A 17,286-nucleotide genomic window follows, 5' to 3' on the forward strand; every position below is an offset into this window, starting at 1 on the left:
AGATGCCGTTGAAGCGCTGGACAATGTTGCGGGTGAGCTCCACGTGCTGCTTCTGGGCCTCCACCGCTGGAGCGGCACGGAGGGCGCTCCACAGCAGATAGCCATCCACAGCGATCAGGCAGACCAGCAGGATGGCGTTGGGGAGCAGGCCAGTCATCCCGCCCGCCAACAGGGTTTTCCCAATCTGGTAAACGCTTCGCAGGGTGAGCAGCAAGCTGACGGCACACAGCAGCCAGAAGTAACTCCGCCGGGTCATGGCAAGGCCCCCTTTCCCAGGCTTGCAGGTGGATCTTTTCAAAACCATTGTACCATTTTTCCTTTGGAATGCAATCGATTCCCAAGAAAAACACATCTCCGGAAATGTTTACTGCGGGATTGTGCCCAACCCCCGGAATGTGGTATGATAACAGATACGAGATCACGAGGGAAAGAGGGATGCCCTATGCCGGAGCTGCTGCTGCCGGGCAATATCATATCCATGGACGCCCGGGCCGCCGACCGGCTCACCGCCTGCGGCAATGGGGACGCCGCTCTGCTCTACCTGTGGCTGCTCCGCCACGGTGGGGTGCTGGACCCCGCCCAGGCCCGGAAGGGGCTCAAATGGGACGGCCAGCGGCTGGAGGAGGCATCTGCCGCCCTGGTGAATCTGGGCCTGTCCGACGGCAAGACCCAGGCCGAGGCCCCCCCTATCCCCGCCCCCCAGGGTCCGCCGGACTACACCGCCGCCGACATCACCCGGGAGATCGAGGACACCACCTCTACCTTCCCCGGTCTGGTGAACGAGGTCCAGCGGCGGCTGGGCAAAGTGCTGTCCACCGCCGATCTGAAGAGCCTGTATACCCTGTATGACTACCTGGCCCTCCCCGCCGAGGTGATCTGCCTGCTGGTGAGCTGGTGCGTGGAGGAGTTTGAACGGAAATACGGCGCGGGTCAGAAGCCCCGGATGTCCCAGGTGCTGAAGGAGGGCTTTGCCTGGAAGCGGCTGGGGGTGGATACCGCCCAGGCCGCCGACGCCCACCTGAAACGCAAGAGCCTCTACCGCACCCGGGAGGGGGCCATCCTCCAGCTGCTGGGCCTCAAGCCCCGGCCCCTGGTGGACAAGGAGAAGCGGAAGGTGGCCGCCTGGACCGACATGGGCTTTTCCGACGACGTGCTGCGGCTGGCCTACGAAAAGACGGTGTACAAGAAGCAGCAGATGGACTGGGATTACATGAACGGCATTCTGCTGGGCTGGCACAAGAAGAACCTACATACTCTGGCGGAGATCGAGGCGGGGGACAAGCCCGCCCGGACGGCCCAGAGCGCCCCCTCCGCCGGCAGCAGGCCGGCCATGCAGGACCACCCCGCCGCCCCCGGCGATGTGGACCGGCGTGTGCGGGAGGATCTGGAACGGATGCGGGAATTTCTCCGGCAGGAGAAGGAACGGGACAAGGAGGGATAAGCCATGGGATACGAAGCCAGCGTGCTCTACCGGGCCACCAAGCGGCTGGAGGAGGGCCGCCGCCGGCGGGAGGAGGCTCTTGCTCGCCGCAAGACGGAGATCTATGCCCAGCTGCCCCGGGTCCGGGAGATCGACAAGGAGCTGAAGGGGACGGTGTACCAGATCATCGCCTCCTCTCTGCGGGAGGGGCGGGACCCCGGTCCCTCCATCCAGGTCATCAAGGACCACAACCTGTCCCTCCAGGCCGAGCGCACCCAACTGCTCCTCCAGAACGGCTGGGGGGCCGACGCCCTGGACGAGCAGCCCGCCTGCCCCAAGTGCAACGATACCGGCTGGGTGGGCGCCCAGATGTGTACCTGCCTGAAAAAGCTGTGCGGTGAGGAGCAGATCAAGGAGCTGTCCAAGCTGCTGGATCTGGGGGAGCAGTCCTTTGAGACCTTCTCCATGGATTACTACTCCCCTCTGCCCTGGCCGGGGGAGGTCATGTCGCCCCGGGAGAACATGGAGTTCATCTTCGACCTGTGCTCCAACTACGCCCGGAAGTTCGGGCGGTTCAAGCTGCGCAACCTGTTCCTCTCCGGTGCGCCGGGACTGGGCAAGACCTTCCTGTCCGCCTGCATTGCCCGCACCGTGTCGGAAAACGGCTTCTCCGTGGTGTACGATACGGCGGTCAACGTGTTCGCCCGGTTTGAGGAGCAGAAGTTTGCCCGGGACAAACTGGACGCCGACGAGGCCAAAGACGAAACAAAGCGCTACCTGGGCTGTGACCTGCTGATTCTGGACGACCTGGGCAGTGAGCTCACCACCCCCTTCGTCCAGTCCGCCCTGTATACCCTGGTCAACTCCCGGCTCATGGCGGGGAAACAGACGGTGATTTCCTCCAACCTGACCATGACTCAGGTGCGCCAGCGCTATACCCCGCAAATTTCCTCCCGGCTGGAGGGGGAGTACCGGGTGCTGCCCTTCTACGGAGAGGACATCCGCCTGCAAAAGAAACGGGATTTATAAACCATTGATAAAGGAGACCTACCATTGAACGAGATCATTCTGCTCAAGCTGGGGGAGCTGGTCCTGAAGGGCCTGAACCGCCGCACCTTTGAGGATAAGCTGATTGCCAACGCACGCCGCCGCCTGAAGCACCACGGCGATTTTAAGGTGTACTGCAAGCAGTCCACTATGTATGTGGAGCCCAAAAACGACAACTGCGACCTGGACGGGGCCTGGGAGGCCATGACCAAGCTGTTCGGCGTGGTGGGTCTGTCCCGGGCCCGGGCCTGCGAGAAGGACAAGGACGCCATGCTCCAGACCGCCATTGAGTACCTGGGGGACAAGCTGGCCGCCGCCCACACCTTCAAGGTGGAGTCCAAGCGGGCCGACAAGACCTTCCCCATGACCTCCATCCAGCTGTCCCAGTATGTGGGGGGCGAGCTGGACGAGAAATACCCCAATCTGAAGGTGGACGTACACCATCCCGAGCTCACCGTCTATCTTGAAGTACGGGACTACGCCGCCTATGTCCACGCTGACCCGGAGCCGGGCGCAGGCGGTCTGCCGGTGGGCGTGGGAGGCCGGGCGGTGAGCCTGCTCTCCGGCGGCATCGACTCCCCCGTGGCCTCCTGGATGATTGCCAAGCGGGGCATTGCTCTGGAGATGGTCCACTTTTTCTCCTACCCCTACACCTCCGAGGAGGCCAAGCAGAAGGTGCTGGACCTGGCCAGGCTGCTCACCCCCTGGTGCGGACGGCTCACCGTCCATGTGGTGCCCTTTACTCAGATCCAGGAGGAACTGCGCCGGAAGTGCCCCGAGGAGCTGTTTACCGTCCTCATGCGCCGGTTCATGATGCGCATTGCCCAGGCGGTAGCCGCCCGGTGCGGCGCCGGGGCCATTGTTACCGGCGAGTGCCTGGGCCAGGTGGCCAGCCAGACCATGGAGGCCATGCGGGCCACCACCGCCGTGTGCGACCTGCCCATTCTGCGCCCTGTGGTGGGCATGGACAAGGAGGAAATCGTGCGGATTGCCCGCAAGATCAACACCTTTGAGACCTCCATCCTGCCCTACGAGGACTGCTGCACCGTGTTTACCCCCCGCCATCCCCGTCTCCGCCCGGTGCTGGGGGAGCTGGAGCACGCCGAGGAGGCCCTGGATGTGGAGGGCCTGGTGAAGGCCGCCATGGAGGGCATCGAGCGTATCCAGGTCTGATCCACCTCTTTCCCAATCCAACAAAGGAAGTGTTTCCTCATGTCTCATACCGCGGAACTCATTGCCGTGGGTACGGAATTGCTGCTGGGCAACATCGCCAACTCCCCGCGGAATCACTGATTCCGCAGGGACCCCATATCTTTTACATCCTCGGGCGGAATGAATCCGCCCTGCGGAAATGCTTCGCTGCGCTGCGCATTTGCGGCGGCACTAGCCGCCGATGCCGGTGTTGGCGATAGGAGGTTTTTTCCATGTCCCACACCGCCGAACTCATTGCGGTAGGTACAGAACTTTTGCTGGGCAATATCGCCAACACCGACGCCCAGATGCTGTCCCAGGGGCTGAGTGCCCTGGGCATTAACGTCTACTACCACACGGTGGTGGGGGACAATCCGGACCGGCTGCGCGCCGCCGTGGAGCTGGCCAAGACCCGGGCGGATATTATCATCACCACCGGCGGCCTGGGTCCCACCTGCGATGACCTGACCAAGAATGTGCTGGCCCAGTGCTTCGGCAGGCAGCTGGTGTTTCATGAGCCCTCCGCCCGGCGGATCGAGGCCTATTTCCAGCGTCTCCACCCCAACCGCCCCATGACGGACAACAACTACCAGCAGGCCATGCTGCCTGAGGGCTGCACCGTGCTGGAAAACGACTGGGGCACCGCCCCTGGTGTGGCCTTTGAGGCCGATGGTGTCCGGGTCATCATGCTCCCCGGCCCGCCCCGGGAGTGCAAGGCCATGTTCACCTACCGGGTGGTCCCCTATCTGAAGGACCTGGCCGACGGGGTCATTGTGTCCCGCACCCTGAAGCTGTTCGGCATCGGGGAGTCCTCCATGGAGGCCCAACTGCGGGAGCGCATCAATGCCATGACCAACCCCACCCTGGCTCCCTACGCCAAGGAGGGGGAATGTGAGCTCCGCATCACCGCCAAGGCTGCCGATGAGGAGAGCGCCCACGCCCTCATCGACCCGGTGGAGGCCGACCTGAAGGCCCACTTCGGCCCTCTGGTCTACGGAGTGGATATCCCCTCCCTGGAGGCGGCGGTCTTTGCCCTCCTGAAAGAGAAGGGCCTCACCCTGAGCACCGCCGAGAGCTGCACCGGCGGCCTGGTGGCCAAGCGGATGACCGATCTGGCCGGGGTATCCTCGGTGTTCCGGGGCGGCGTGGTGAGCTACGCCACCGAAGTGAAGCACACCGTCCTGGGTGTGGACCAGGACCTGCTGGACCAGTACGGCGCTGTCAGTGAACCGGTGGCCCGGGCCATGGCCGAGGGGGCCCGGAAGGTGCTGGGCTGTGACCTGGCTATCTCCACCACAGGCGTGGCGGGGCCCGACCCCGACGAGCGGGGCAACCCGGTGGGGCTGGTGTTCATCGGCCTGGCTGCCCCCGACGGTACCTGGGTCCGTAAGGTGAACCTGTCCATGGGCCGTCAGCGCATCCGCCACATTGCCGCCAGCCACGGCTTTGACCTGGCCCGGCGATATCTGTCCGGTCTGGAGCTGAAATAAACAAAACACGGTGTATTTTCCGAAAAGGAAAATACACCGTGTTTTTATTTTTAGGGGTTACTCCTGCTCATCCTGAGGATCGGATTCCTCCTCCTGGGCCTCCTCAACCGCCTGATAGGCGGCGGGGGGCTGGACGGCGGCGGGATCGGTGAACACCAGCTCGAAGGCGGCGGCGTCCATATTCTCGTACTTCAGCAGGTAGTCGGCCACAAAGTCCAGCTCCTTACGCCGGGCGGAGAGGATCTCCACGCAGCGGTTGTAGGCGCCGTCGATAAGACCCTTGATCTCCTGATCAATGAGGGCGGCAACCTCTTCCGAGTAGTTCTTGGTCTGGGCCATGGAGCGGCCGATGAACACCTCGTCGTGGCCGGAGTCAAAGACCACGTTGCCCACCTTGTCGCTCATGCCGTAGCGGGTGACCATGTTGCGGGCGATGGCGCTGGCCTTCTGCAGGTCGTTGCCCGCTCCGGTGGAGATATCGCCCAGGGCCAGCTGCTCGGCGGCCCGGCCGCCCAGACAGACGGCAATGCGCTCGGTGAGCTGCTGCTTGGACTGGAAGGTCACATCCTCCTGGGGCAGGGAGATGGTCATGCCGCCTGCCATGCCCCGGGGGATGATGGTAATCTGGTGGACCGGGTCCTGGGTCTTGAGGTCGTGGATCACGATGGCGTGGCCCGCCTCATGGTAGGCGGTGAGCTTGCGCTCCCGCTCAATGACCACCCGGCTCTTCTTCTCGGGACCGGCAATGACCTTGATGACAGCCTTGTTCAGGTCCTTCATGCCGATGAAGCGGCGGTGCTGGCGGGCGGCCAGCAGGGCGGCCTCGTTCATCAGGTTCTCCAGGTCGGCGCCGGTAAAGCCGCCGGTACCCTTGGCCAGCTCCGCCAGGGACACGTCGTCTCCCAGGGGCTTGTTGCGGGCGTGGACCTTCAGAATGGCCTCACGGCCCTTGATGTCGGGATAGCCCACATAGACCTGCCGGTCGAACCGGCCGGGGCGCAGCAGGGCGGGGTCCAGAATGTCCTGGCGGTTGGTGGCCGCCATGACCACCACGCCCTCGTTGTTGCCGAAGCCGTCCATCTCCACCAGCAGCTGGTTGAGGGTCTGCTCACGCTCGTCATGACCGCCGCCCAGGCCCGCGCCTCTCTGGCGGCCCACGGCGTCGATCTCGTCGATGAACACAATGGCGGGGGCGTTCTTCTTGGCCTGGTCAAACAGGTCACGGACACGGCTGGCGCCTACGCCCACATACAGTTCCACGAAGTCGGAGCCCGAGATGGACAGGAAGTGGACCCCGGCCTCTCCGGCCACCGCCTTGGCCAGCAGGGTTTTACCGGTGCCGGGAGGGCCTACCAGCAGCACGCCCTTGGGGATGCGGGCACCCAGGTCCAGGAACCGGCGGGGGTCCTTGAGGAACTCCACGATCTCCTGGAGTTCTCCCTTTTCCTCCTCGGCACCGGCCACGTCGTCAAAGGTGACCTTCTTCTGCTCGTCGGCGCCGGTGCGGGTACGGGCCCGGCCAAAGCGGGCGGTGCGGTCGGCTCCGCCGCCTCCGCCCCCGCCGCCGGTCTGGCGGAGGAACATGAAGTACCAAAGCATTCCAAAGACCACCAGCACCGCGATCCAGGGCAGGAAGCTGACCCAGAAGGGGGGCTCGAAGCCGGCGGGGTAGTCGTAGTCCTGGATAATCCCCAGCTGCATCTGCTCCACGATCAGGTCGTTGAAGTCGTTGTAGAACCACTGAGGATTGGCCACGTCGTAGGTGACGGTGGCTTTGCCGCCCACCGCCTCCTTCAGCCAGAGGGTGACGGTTTTATTGTCCAGCTCCACCTTGGTGACCTGCTGCTGTTCCAGCAGGCGGCGGACCTGGCCGTAGGTCATGTTGTCCCCGGTGTTCATGCCGCCCCGGAGGATAAAGATGGATACGATCAGCAAAATGGCAATGAGTACATAAAAGCCTACGTCCCGCAGGCTTCCGTTACGTTTCAAGGAACAGACACGTCCTTTCCGGGTAGATTTGAGGAGCCTTATTCCCCGCCGTACACGGAGGGCTTCAGCACGCCGATGTAGGGCAGATTGCGGTACTTCTCCGCGTAGTCCAGGCCGTAGCCCACCACGAAGTAGTCGGGGATGGAGAAGCCGGAGTAGCTGACCTCTACTTCCTTCACCCGGCGGGAAGGCTTATCCAGCAGGGTGCACAGCCGCACGGAGGCGGGCTTGCGGGCCTGGAGCAGCTGGAGCAGGTAGCTCAGGGTGTTGCCGCTGTCCAGAATATCCTCCACCACGATCAGGTCCTTGCCCTCGATCTGCTCGGACAGGTCCTTGATGATCTTGACCTGGCCGGAGCTGGAGGTACCGGCGCCGTAGGAGGACACCGCCATGAAATCCACGGTGCAGGGCAGGTGGATCTGCCGCACCAGGTCGGCCATAAAGACGAAGGAGCCCCGCAGTACACTGATGATAACCGGCTCCTTGCCCTCATAGTCCTTGTCGATCTCAGCGGCGATCTCCGCCACCCGGTTCTTCAGCTCCTCCTCGGAAAAGAGGACCCGCTCAACGTCTTTGTCCAGCATATGTTCCATATTTCTCCTTACCTTTCCTTCCAAAATACCACTTCCCAGGCCGGTTGGCCGGGCTTTGCCATACGCTCTCTATGGGGGCCCAGACCGGCTGCCGCCAGCACGCCCCGTTCATCCGCCAGTACCGGGATGCGGTCCCGGTCCCGACGAGGAATTTTCTCGTCGATCATCCATTTTTTCAGGGTCTTGGTGTCCCGGCCCGGCAGGGCCAGTTCATCCCCCGTCTGACGGGGGCGCAGCACCAGGGGCCCCTGAGCCTCCTGAGATAAATACCAGGCATGGGGTTTTTGCTGCTCTTTGGGGGGACAGGTTACTGCCCGACAGGTGCAGCGCCAGTCGGTGCCCTCCGGGGTGGTCTCCCCGTCGGTGTTCAGAGGACAGGGGGTCATCGCCGGGTTGTCGCTCTGGGTGGTAATGAGCAGCTCCTTGTACACCCGCTGGGCCAGCCGCCCGTTGGGCAGGAAGGCCACCGCCGAGGGATCGTCTCCCACGGCCAGGTCCACCACCGCTTTCAAATGGGCGGCGGAACAGTCGGTGTTGCCGTCCCCCGTCATTTCCAACAGGCGGCGGGCCGCCCGGGGGGCAATGGCGGCGGGAAGTTCGGCGATGTACCGGGCCTCGATCACCAGGTCGTCTTCCGCCCAGCGGGCGTGGCTGCAAGCCATGGCGGCCTGGGCGTTGAGGTAGTCGTTGTCGGCCCGGAGATAACCCATCGTTTCCACAGAGCGCTCCGTCAGCCGAGGGTTCAGCTCCCGCAATACCGGAATTACCTGGCGGCGCAGCTTATTGCGGGCGTAGCGCTCGTCGGTGTTGGTGCAGTCCTCCACATGGGCCAGGTTATGGGCTTCCAGATAGGCCTCGATGTTCGCCCGTGGGGTGGTGAGCAGGGGGCGCACCAGGTCTCCCCGGCGGGGCGGGATGCCTGCCAGACCGTGGAGCCCGGCCCCACGGGTCAGGTGGAGCAGCAGGGTCTCCAGATTGTCGTCGGCGTTGTGGGCGGTGGCGATGCGGTCACAGCCCAGCTGTTCCGCCGTACGGCGGAGGAACTCGTACCGCAGTTCCCGGCCGGTCTCCTCCACCCCCAGGCCACGGCGGGCGGCTTCGCCGTACACATCGCCCCTCTCCACCACGCAGGGGATGTTCCGCTCTTTGCAGAAGTGTTCCACAAAGGCGGCATCGGCGTCGGCGGCCTCTCCCCGCATCCCGTGGTGGTAGTGGGCGGCGGCTACCTGAAAACCACCCTCAGCCGACAGGCTGTGGAGCAGGTGGAGCAGGCAGATGGAATCGGCCCCGCCGGACACGGCACACAGCACCTTGCCCCCCCAGGGGAGCATATCGTATTCGGTTGTGAGGGCCTTGACGGTTTCCAGCATAAAGGTGTTCTCCTGTGGTGTTCCTGTAGGGGTGATTCTAATACTCACTGTGTCTCCGGTCGATGGAGGAGAAGGTGGTGTACTCGGGCAGCCACTGCAGCTCCACCGTGCCGGTCTCGCCATGACGGTTCTTGGCGATGATGCACTCGGCCAGGTTGTGGTTCTCGCTGGTCTCATTATAGTAGTCGTCCCGGTAGAGGAACATGACGATATCGGCGTCCTGCTCGATGGCGCCCGACTCACGCAGGTCGGACAGCATGGGCCGCTTGTTCTGGCGGCTCTCGGGACCACGGGACAGCTGGGACAGACAGACCACCGGCACGTTGAGCTCCTTGGCCATGATCTTCAGGGCACGGGAGATGTCGGAGACGATCTGCTGGCGGTTGTCACTGCTGCGGGTGGGACCGCCGGCGGAGGTCATGAGCTGGAGGTAGTCTATGACCACCAGACCCAGATTATCCACCCGGCGGCACTTGGCGTTCATGTCGGCCACGGAGAGGGCGGGGTTGTCGTCAATGAGGATCTGGGTCTGGTTGAGGGCCGCCGAGGCGGCGGCAATCTTGGACCAGTCCTCCTCGCCCAGCTTGCCGGTGACCAGCTTCTTGTTGTCCACGAAGGCCTCGCCGGAGATGAGGCGCATGGCCAGCTGCTCCCGGCTCATTTCCAGAGAGAAAAAGACCACCGTCTTGCCGGAGAACTTGCCGGCGTGGAGCAGCATATTCAGGGCGAAGGAGGTCTTGCCCATACCGGGTCGGGCGGCCAACAGGATCAGGTCGGACTTGTTCAGGCCGGAGATGGCCATATCCACGTCGGGCAGGCCGGTACTCAGGCCGGGCACGGCGGAATCGCTGGCGGCCAGCTCATTGAGGCGCTCGTACACATTGAGAATGACGCCGGAGATGTGGGTCAGACCCTGGGAGGCCCGGCCCTGACGGATGGCATAGATCCGCTGCTCGGCGGCCTCCAGCACCTCCTGACCGGTGCCGGTGCCCTCCTGTACCAGGGCGGTGAGATCCCCCGCCGTCTCGGCAATGCGGCGAAGCAGGGCCTTGTCCTTGACAATGGCCACATACTCCTTCACGTTGGCCGCCGTGGGGGTGACCTCCATGAGCTGGAGGATATAGTTGCGGGAGGTGTTCTCGTCGTACACCCCGTTCTGGCGCATATGGTCCAGCACGGTCACCGGGTCGATGGTGAGGGAGAAGTTGAACATGGAGTAGATGGTCTCGTAGATCTCGCGGTTGGTGCGCAGGTAGAAGTCCTCAGGTTTCAGCTCCTCGATCACATCAGGTACGCACCGGGCGTCGATAAGCATGGCGCCCAGCACGCTCTGTTCGGCCTCCACGCTGTGGGGCATCTGCCGCAGCAGCAGTTCCTCTTCGGTTGCCATGTTCCTTCACCTCCCCTGGACGGGCCGATGTGGGCATCGGCCCCTACGCATAGTTACTGCTCGGCCACGACCACCTTCAGGGTGCCGGTGACCTCGTAGCCCAGCTTCACCTTCAGCTCGTAGGTGCCGAAGGCCTTGATGGGCTCATCCTGCACGATCTTGGTTTTCTGGATGGTGATGCCGTGCTGGGCGGAGAGGGCGTCGGCGATCTCCTTGGTGGTGACGGCGCCGAAGAGCCGGCCGCCGTTGCCCGCCTTGGCAACAACCTTGACGGAGAGCTCCTTCAGCTTGGCGGCGGTGGCCTCGGCCTCCGCCTTCTCGGCGGCCATCTGGGCGGCCTTGGCCTTCTCCTGCATCTTCATGGTGTTGATATTCTCCGCGGTGGCCAGCACAGCCAGCTTGCGGGGAAGAAGGAAGTTGCGGGCGTAGCCGTCGCTGGCCTCGATCATCTGGCCCTTCTTGCCCTGGCCCTTCACGTCCTGCTGCAAAATCACTTTCATAACTATTATCTCCTTCCTGTTAGGCTTCCCCAGGGGGAAGCTGTCACGCAAAGCGTGACTGATGAGGGAAATGGTATCGGACCCCTCATCCGCCCCCTACGGGGGCACCTTCCCCCTAGGGGAAGGCTTTTTTTATTCATCCTCCAGATACTGATCAATGGCCTGGAGGAGCAGCTTGGTCACCTCGTCCACCGTCTTGCCGGGGACCTGAGCGCCTGCGGTGGCGGCGTTGCCGCCGCCGCCCAGCTTCTCCAGCACCACCTGTACGTTCACATCCCCCATGCTTCGGGCGGAGAGAATGACCCGCCCCTCATTGTCAGGGAAGAGAACAAAGGAGGTGTCGATGCCCGAGATATTTAAGAGCTCGTCGGCGGCCTGGGCGGCTGTGATGCGTCCCACGGTGTGGTCCACACGGGCCACGGCAATGCCGTCCTTATACATCCGGGCGGTCTGGATGATGTCGTACTTGGCAATGGTGCCGTCCAGATCGTTCTGGAACAGCTTCTTCACGTCGCCGGTGTCGGCGCCGGAGCGGCGCAGGAAGGCCGCCGCCTCAAAGGTGCGGCTGCCGGTGCGCATGGTAAACTGTTTGGTGTCCAGCACCATGCCCGCCAGCAGGGCCTCCGCCTCGATCTTCAGCAGGTCGGCAGGCTCCAGCAGATACTGGGACAACTCGGTGACCAGCTCACTGGCAGAGGAGGCGTAGGGCTCGTGGAAGTTGAGGGCGGCGTCGGCGATATAGGAGGAGGCGCGGCGGTGGTGGTCGATGACCGCCACCTTGTGGACCGCCTCCAGCAGGTCCTGGCTCACCACCTGCTCGGGACGGTTGGTGTCCACCACCACCAGCAGGCAGTTGGAGTCGGCCAGCAGAATGGCATCCTGGGGGGAGAGAAACACGTCCTTGTACTCGGGAACCTGGCTCAGCCGGTCGCTCATCTCGCTGGCCGGGTTGACCCCCGGCTCCCGTACGATATGGACCGGAGTGCCCTTTTTCCGGGCCATGGCGCACACGCCGGCGGCGGCGCCGATACAGTCCAGATCGGGGTACTTGTGGCCCATGACGAACACGGTGGAGGCGTCGGCCATCAGCTCGCCCAGGGCGTTGGCCATGACCCGGCTCTTCACCTTGGTGCGCTTCTCCAGCTCCTTGGTGCGTCCGCCGAAGAACTCGAAGTTGAACTTGTTCTTGACCACCACCTGGTCGCCGCCCCGGCTAAGGGCCATTTCCACCGACAGAGCGGCGTACTGGAACAAATCGCCCAGATTGTCGCCGTCCTTGCCAATGCCGATGGACAGGGTAGCCTGGATGCCCGAGGGGCTGGTCACCTGGCGCACGGTATCCAGAATGGAGAATTTGCCCTCCTGGAACTGGGCCAGGAAGCGCTCCTCAAAGAGGAAGAGATAGCGGTCCCGCTCATACCGGGTAAATACACCCTGAGCAGGGGCAACCCACTGGGCCAGCCGGTCGTCGATCTCGCTGCGCATGGCCGACTTGGCGCTGTCGTTGGCGCCCTTCATCAACTCCTCGTAGTTGTCCACCGTCAGGATGGCCACCACGGGGCGGGTGGCATAGAACTCGTCCCGCACGGTGGCAAAGTCGGTAACGTCCACCCAGTAGGTGGTGGCCAGATAGCCTCTGGCTCCCTGCTCCTCGGTACGGACCAGATGGCCGAACACCAAAAACCGCCGGTCCCCGATGCGTACCTCGGTGGGGCACTCGGTCTTGCCCTCCATCAGCCAGCGTGAGGAGAAGTCGGGCACCGCCGCCGTGATCTTGGCGTCAAAGAGGTGCTCCCGCTCCCCGGTGATCTGGAGGAACCGGTCGTTGGACCAGATGACCTCGTCATTTTCCGGCCGGAAGATGACCATGGGCAGAGGGGCGTTCACCATGGTGTCCTTGGTGGCCGAGTCCATGTTGCAGGTCACGTTTTCAATGTACTTTAAAATCTCCTTCTGCCGCAGGGCGTTGCTGCGGCGGAAGTAGAGGTAGAGAATGACCACCACCGCCAGTTCCGCCACCGCGGCGGGGACAGAGAAAAAGGCGGTAATGACGGCAAACACCACCAGACAGAGGAAATACAGCCTCAGACTGGGCTCTACCAGATGAGTTAGCTTATTCTTACGCATAGGGACCTCCCAACTGCGATCAAATACAAGATGACACGTTATTATATCAAACAAGAACGGCAAAAACAAGTGCGGCAGAACGGGTTTTCCTGCCTGTATGCCCCGGTGGTTGCAAAAAAGACCGGGGCGTGCTATCCTTGCGGGCAAGGAGGTGGGACCATGGAGGACCGTGAGATCCTGGCGGGCAGTGTGCTCTTCCGGGGCCTGGAGCCGGAGGAGGTAGTGCCGCTGCTGGGCGGGCGGCAGGAGGAGTACCCCGCCAACCGGGTGGTCATTCAGGAAGGGGAGCGGGTGGACCGGCTGGAGGTGCTGCTCTCTGGTACCATGCGGGCGGTCCGGCTGGACGCCGACGGCTCGGAATTTCTTTACCAGCAGCTTTTTCCCGGCTATCTGGTGGCGGGGGAGGTGGCCTGCACCCCCAGGCGCACCAGCCCCTACTCGGTCTGTACTCTGGAGCGCTGTACCACCTGGAGCGTTCCCGTGGACCGGCTGAGCGACCCCGCCCTGCCGGCGGAGCTGCGGCTGGCCCTGCTGGGCAATCTGCTCCACTTCGTATCCAACCAGAACATCCGAAAATATTATAAAATTGATGCTCTTTCGGTGAAAAGTGCCAGACAACGGATTTTGAAGTACCTGACCGCCCAGGCCGGGCGGTCGGGGAGCACCACCTTTACCATCCCCTTCGACCGGGAGGCCATGGCCAACTACCTCTGCCTCAACCGCTCGGTCCTCTCCCATACCCTGAAGGAGCTGGAGGGGGAAGGGGTGCTCACCTTCCGCAAGAATCGGTTTACGCTTTTTCCAGAAAAGTTGTCCGGACAACATACCGGGTGAGGGGATTTTGGTATACTCGTGGCAAACCTTGGAGGTGTTTGTCATGAAGAAACTGGTATCCCTGACCCTGTCCGCCCTGCTGGCGCTGTCTATGCTGGCGGGCTGCTCCAACCCTGCCCCGGCGGAGACCACGCCGTCCGCCCCGGAGACAACCCCCGCCGCTGTGGAGACCACCCCGGCTGTTGCAGATCTCAGCGGCCACACCCTGCTGGTTTTCTGCGGCGCAGGCATGAAGGACCCATTTGCTGAGATCGCCCAGGCCTTCCAGGATCAGACCGGCTGTACGGTGGAGGTGACCTACGCCAACGCCGCTCAGATCCAGACTCAGATCAATACCGCCCAGGAGGGCGACTTCTTCATCGCCGGTTCCGAGGAGGAGGTCAAGCCGGTGGCCCAGCTGGTGGAGTCCTCCACTCCTCTGGTGCGCCACATCCCGGTGATCGCGGTGCAGAAGGGCAATCCGCTGAAGATCACCGGCCCCGCCGATCTGGCCAAGGAGGGGGTCCGTGTGGTCATCGGTGACCCGGAGGCTACCCCCATCGGCAAGATCGCCGTGCAGCTTTTTGAGGACTTCGGCATTACCGATCAGGTGGACATCGTGTCCAATACCGCCACCGCTCCCGCCATGACCATCGCTCTGGCCGCCGATGAGTGCGACGCCATCATTGTGTGGAAGGAGAACGTCAGCGCCGACCAGGGGGAGATCGTGGACAGCGCCGGGATGGAGGCCTATGTCAAGACCATCCCCGCCGCCCGGCTGACCTGCTCGGCGGACGCTGAGGCTGCCGACGCCTTCGCGGAATTTCTGAACGGCCAGACCGCCCAGGACATCTGGACCAGCTACGGCTATGAGCTGGCGGGATAAACGCCCGTTAAAACCCTTTGAGTGGGGCTTTCTGGTGCTGCTGCTGGCGGTGCTGCTCTATGTGGCGGCCAGCCTGTGGGGGGTGGTGGCCGGGGGCCTGCCCAACCTGGGCCGTGCTCTGGCCGACGGGGAGATCCGGTTTGCCGTGGGGCTGAGTCTGTGGACCACCACCCTGTCCACCCTGCTGTGCATCCTCATCGGCATCCCCTGCGCCTATCTGCTGGCCTTCACGCCTCTGCCCGGCAAGCGGTGGGCGGAGGCCCTGCTGGAGCTGCCCCTGGCCTTACCCTATCTGGTGCTGGGCCTGTGCCTGCTCACCCTTTTTTCCTCTCCCTTCGGCAAGGCCCTGAAAGAGCTGGGCCTGCGGCTGGTATTTGACCCAAAGGGCATTGTGGCGGTCCATCTGCTCATCAACCTGCCCTTTGTGATCCATCTGGCCGCCCAGGCTTTCCGGCAGATCGACCCGGAGCTCCCCCTCACCGCCCAGACTCTGGGGGCCACCCGGCTCCAGGCCTTTCGCTACATCACTCTCCCCCTGTGCCGCCCGGCCCTGCTGTCGGCCTTTCTGCTGGCCTGGAGCCGGGGCATGGGGGAGTTCGGCGCCACCCTGATGCTGGTGGGGGTCACCCGGCTGAAAACCGAGACCCTGCCCGCCAGCATCTACCTTAATATCTCTACCGGCGACAACGGCATGGCGCTGGCGGCGGCTCTGCTGCTGCTTTTGCTCTCCCTGGCGGTCCAGGGGGTAAGCCGTCTGGCCGGACGAAAAGGAAGGGATCTGTAACATGGACCGGCATACCCTGTATGAGACCCTGCGCGCCGCTCTGGCCGCCGCCCTGGAGGAGCACGGCCTTACCGGCTCGGCGGTGACCATCAAAGCCCGTGGGCTGACGCCGGAGGAGGCCATCGGCCACACCCAGCGCACCGACTACCCCATCCTCACCGGCAAGGAGGTCATGCTGATGGCCGACTTCCAGGGAGCGAAGGGCCAGGCCTTCACCGACGCCCCCGCCCAGTTTGAGGGGGCTTTGGACCAGGTGCTGGCTTTGGATCTGGAGGGGGACCCTCACAGCCGGGGGCTGTTCATCGCCGCCCTGAACGCGGTGATGAAGTATCTGGGTCGGGCGGACAACACCGTCCACTGTAAGGACGGCGGGCCGGAGTTCTGTGCCCGCCACATGGTGGAGTGGGTGGCCGACCACTATGGCACTCCGAAAATCGCCCTGGTGGGCTTCCAGCCCGCCCTCATCGCCGCCCTGTCCCGGCGCTTTTCTGTGAAGGTGCTGGACCTGAACCCGGACAACATCGGCAAAGTGAAGGACGGCTGCCCGGTGCTGGACGGGGAGGCGGACCGCCAGGCTGTGGTGGACTGGGCCGACCTGGTGCTGTGTACCGGCAGCACCCTGTGCAACGGCACCATTGTGGACTACCTGGACCTGGACAAAGAGGTGGTGTTCTTCGGCACAACCCTGGCGGGGGCCGCCCCCATTCTGGGGCTGAAGCGGGTCTGCTTTGCCGACCGGAGCCAGGAAGAAGCCTGACAGAGGCAAAAAACAAAACGGCCGCCGAAAGGCGGCCGTTTTTGGCGCTTTTGGGATCAGTTCAGGTGCTGGACCAGGTAGGGAATGGCGCGCTCAAATTCCACGCCGTACCAGTTGGCGTCGGGAGATTCCAGGGTGCAGCGGATGGATTCCACCGTGTAGTCGGCGGCCAGGGCCAGGGCATCCCCCAGCTCCAGGCCACGCATGAGGCCGCCCACGCAGGTGGAGGCAAACACGTCGCCGGTGCCGTGGAAGCTGGCGGGCAGGTGCTGGGTGAAGTAGCTGCCGTACTGGCCGGTGACCTTGTCGTAATACATGACGCCCAGCTTGTCCGGCTCAAAGCTGACGCCGGTGAGGGCCACATACCGGGGACCCAGAGCGGCCAGAGCCTGGAGCATCTCCTTAATATAGACCTCGTCATGCTCCGTGCGGTAGGGCAGGCCGGTGAGCAGGCTGGCCTCGGTCAGGTTGGGCAGGATCAGGTCGGCTTTGGCGCACACCCTGGCCATCTGGGCGGGGAAGTCGGGCCCAAAAGCGGGGTAGAGCTTGCCGTTGTCCGCCATCACCGGGTCCACCACAATGAGGCTGCCCTCCCGCCGGAAGGCATCAAAGAAGGCGCACACATAGTCGATCTGCTCCGCGGAGGCCAGATAGCCGGTGTAAACGGCGTCAAAGCCCAGGCCGCTCTCCTTCCAGTGGGCGGCAATGGGCTCAATCTGGTCGGTGAGATCCTTGCAGGTGAAGCCGGAGAACATGGTGTGGGTGGACAGCACCGCCGTGGGGACGATGGAGCACTCCACGCCCATGGCCGAGATGATGGGCAGGGCTACCGTCAGGGAGCATTTGCCCAGGCAGGACACATCCTGAATGCTGACGATCCGTTTCAAGAACCGCACTTCCTTTCTGGTTTCGTTGGGTGCAGTATAACA

15 protein-coding genes and 1 pseudogene are annotated in these 17,286 nt (G+C 63.5%); 8 read left to right on the forward strand and 8 right to left on the reverse strand.

What is annotated here, in order from left to right; all coding sequences use genetic code 11:
* A pseudogene (locus B5F94_RS12615) lies at positions 1-256 on the reverse strand (hypothetical protein); the annotation flags it as partial.
* Between the two features lie 186 nt (positions 257-442).
* Here B5F94_RS12615 and B5F94_RS12620 point away from each other — a divergent pair.
* The 4 genes from B5F94_RS12620 to B5F94_RS12635 all read left to right on the forward strand — a co-directional run bounded on the left by B5F94_RS12620 (position 443) and on the right by B5F94_RS12635 (position 5,148).
* Positions 443-1,441 carry a DnaD domain protein gene (locus tag B5F94_RS12620; protein WP_087330582.1) on the forward strand — a complete coding sequence of 333 codons (999 nt, stop codon included), beginning with the start codon at positions 443-445 and terminating at the stop codon, positions 1,439-1,441.
* A gap of 3 nt (positions 1,442-1,444) precedes the next feature.
* Entirely contained in the window at positions 1,445-2,449 is a 1,005-nt protein-coding gene (locus B5F94_RS12625; protein WP_087189235.1) for an ATP-binding protein, read from the forward strand.
* A gap of 24 nt (positions 2,450-2,473) precedes the next feature.
* The gene (gene thiI / locus B5F94_RS12630) at positions 2,474-3,640 is read left to right on the forward strand and encodes a tRNA uracil 4-sulfurtransferase ThiI (protein WP_087330583.1); all 1,167 of its coding nucleotides are present in this window, start codon (positions 2,474-2,476) and stop codon (positions 3,638-3,640) included.
* A gap of 251 nt (positions 3,641-3,891) precedes the next feature.
* Entirely contained in the window at positions 3,892-5,148 is a 1,257-nt protein-coding gene (locus tag B5F94_RS12635; RefSeq protein ID WP_087330584.1) for a competence/damage-inducible protein A, read from the forward strand.
* A 57-nt stretch (positions 5,149-5,205) separates the two neighbouring features.
* Here B5F94_RS12635 and ftsH read toward each other — a convergent pair whose 3' ends face one another.
* The 6 genes from ftsH to B5F94_RS12665 form a co-directional block, all read right to left on the reverse strand.
* Positions 5,206-7,137, reverse strand: a complete 1,932-nt coding sequence (ftsH, locus tag B5F94_RS12640) for an ATP-dependent zinc metalloprotease FtsH (RefSeq protein WP_087330586.1) — start codon at positions 7,135-7,137, stop codon at positions 5,206-5,208.
* A gap of 38 nt (positions 7,138-7,175) precedes the next feature.
* Positions 7,176-7,721: a hypoxanthine phosphoribosyltransferase gene (gene hpt / locus B5F94_RS12645; RefSeq protein WP_204247494.1), complete on the reverse strand. Its 546-nt coding sequence runs from the start codon at positions 7,719-7,721 to the stop codon at positions 7,176-7,178.
* Positions 7,722-7,738: 17 nt separating this feature from the next.
* The gene (tilS, locus tag B5F94_RS12650; protein ID WP_087330590.1) at positions 7,739-9,100 is read right to left on the reverse strand and encodes a tRNA lysidine(34) synthetase TilS; all 1,362 of its coding nucleotides are present in this window, start codon (positions 9,098-9,100) and stop codon (positions 7,739-7,741) included.
* 37 nt (positions 9,101-9,137) lie between these two features.
* Positions 9,138-10,490: a replicative DNA helicase gene (gene dnaB / locus B5F94_RS12655; RefSeq protein ID WP_087189229.1), complete on the reverse strand. Its 1,353-nt coding sequence runs from the start codon at positions 10,488-10,490 to the stop codon at positions 9,138-9,140.
* Between the two features lie 53 nt (positions 10,491-10,543).
* On the reverse strand, positions 10,544-10,990 hold the full coding sequence (gene rplI / locus B5F94_RS12660) for a 50S ribosomal protein L9 (protein WP_087189228.1): 447 nt from the start codon (positions 10,988-10,990) through the stop codon (positions 10,544-10,546).
* Positions 10,991-11,122: 132 nt separating this feature from the next.
* Positions 11,123-13,117 carry a DHH family phosphoesterase gene (locus B5F94_RS12665; protein WP_087189227.1) on the reverse strand — a complete coding sequence of 665 codons (1,995 nt, stop codon included), beginning with the start codon at positions 13,115-13,117 and terminating at the stop codon, positions 11,123-11,125.
* Positions 13,118-13,276: 159 nt separating this feature from the next.
* Here B5F94_RS12665 and B5F94_RS12670 point away from each other — a divergent pair, with 159 nt between their 5' ends.
* The 4 genes from B5F94_RS12670 to B5F94_RS12685 are packed head-to-tail and all read left to right on the forward strand — an operon-like array spanning position 13,277 to position 16,357.
* Positions 13,277-13,951 (forward strand): Crp/Fnr family transcriptional regulator, encoded by a 675-nt coding sequence (locus B5F94_RS12670; protein ID WP_158100293.1) that lies wholly within the window; start codon positions 13,277-13,279, stop codon positions 13,949-13,951.
* Between the two features lie 43 nt (positions 13,952-13,994).
* Positions 13,995-14,816: a molybdate ABC transporter substrate-binding protein gene (modA, locus tag B5F94_RS12675; RefSeq protein ID WP_087330594.1), complete on the forward strand. Its 822-nt coding sequence runs from the start codon at positions 13,995-13,997 to the stop codon at positions 14,814-14,816.
* Positions 14,800-15,600: an ABC transporter permease subunit gene (locus B5F94_RS12680; RefSeq protein ID WP_087330596.1), complete on the forward strand. Its 801-nt coding sequence runs from the start codon at positions 14,800-14,802 to the stop codon at positions 15,598-15,600. Before modA ends, B5F94_RS12680 begins: the two co-directional genes overlap by 17 nt.
* A 1-nt stretch (position 15,601) precedes the next feature.
* Positions 15,602-16,357 (forward strand): Rossmann-like domain-containing protein, encoded by a 756-nt coding sequence (locus B5F94_RS12685; protein WP_087330598.1) that lies wholly within the window; start codon positions 15,602-15,604, stop codon positions 16,355-16,357.
* A gap of 56 nt (positions 16,358-16,413) precedes the next feature.
* Here the strand turns inward: B5F94_RS12685 and B5F94_RS12690 are convergent, their stop codons facing one another.
* The gene (locus tag B5F94_RS12690) at positions 16,414-17,253 is read right to left on the reverse strand and encodes a pyridoxamine kinase (protein ID WP_343212825.1); all 840 of its coding nucleotides are present in this window, start codon (positions 17,251-17,253) and stop codon (positions 16,414-16,416) included.
* Positions 17,254-17,286 lie beyond the last annotated feature (33 nt).

It is taken from the genome of Flavonifractor sp. An4, from assembly GCF_002161755.1.
Lineage (GTDB): Bacteria > Bacillota > Clostridia > Oscillospirales > Oscillospiraceae > Flavonifractor > Flavonifractor avicola.

Coding starts and splice junctions, on each gene's coding strand:
- B5F94_RS12620 (WP_087330582.1), top strand. CDS start 443: ATGCCGGAGCTGCTGCTGCCGGGCAATATCATATCCATGGACGCCCGG.
- B5F94_RS12625 (WP_087189235.1), top strand. CDS start 1,445: ATGGGATACGAAGCCAGCGTGCTCTACCGGGCCACCAAGCGGCTGGAG.
- B5F94_RS12635 (WP_087330584.1), top strand. CDS start 3,892: ATGTCCCACACCGCCGAACTCATTGCGGTAGGTACAGAACTTTTGCTG.
- hpt (WP_204247494.1), bottom strand. CDS start 7,721: ATGCTGGACAAAGACGTTGAGCGGGTCCTCTTTTCCGAGGAGGAGCTG.
- tilS (WP_087330590.1), bottom strand. CDS start 9,100: ATGCTGGAAACCGTCAAGGCCCTCACAACCGAATACGATATGCTCCCC.
- dnaB (WP_087189229.1), bottom strand. CDS start 10,490: ATGGCAACCGAAGAGGAACTGCTGCTGCGGCAGATGCCCCACAGCGTG.
- rplI (WP_087189228.1), bottom strand. CDS start 10,990: ATGAAAGTGATTTTGCAGCAGGACGTGAAGGGCCAGGGCAAGAAGGGC.
- B5F94_RS12665 (WP_087189227.1), bottom strand. CDS start 13,117: ATGCGTAAGAATAAGCTAACTCATCTGGTAGAGCCCAGTCTGAGGCTG.
- B5F94_RS12670 (WP_158100293.1), top strand. CDS start 13,277: ATGGAGGACCGTGAGATCCTGGCGGGCAGTGTGCTCTTCCGGGGCCTG.
- modA (WP_087330594.1), top strand. CDS start 13,995: ATGAAGAAACTGGTATCCCTGACCCTGTCCGCCCTGCTGGCGCTGTCT.
- B5F94_RS12680 (WP_087330596.1), top strand. CDS start 14,800: ATGAGCTGGCGGGATAAACGCCCGTTAAAACCCTTTGAGTGGGGCTTT.
- B5F94_RS12685 (WP_087330598.1), top strand. CDS start 15,602: ATGGACCGGCATACCCTGTATGAGACCCTGCGCGCCGCTCTGGCCGCC.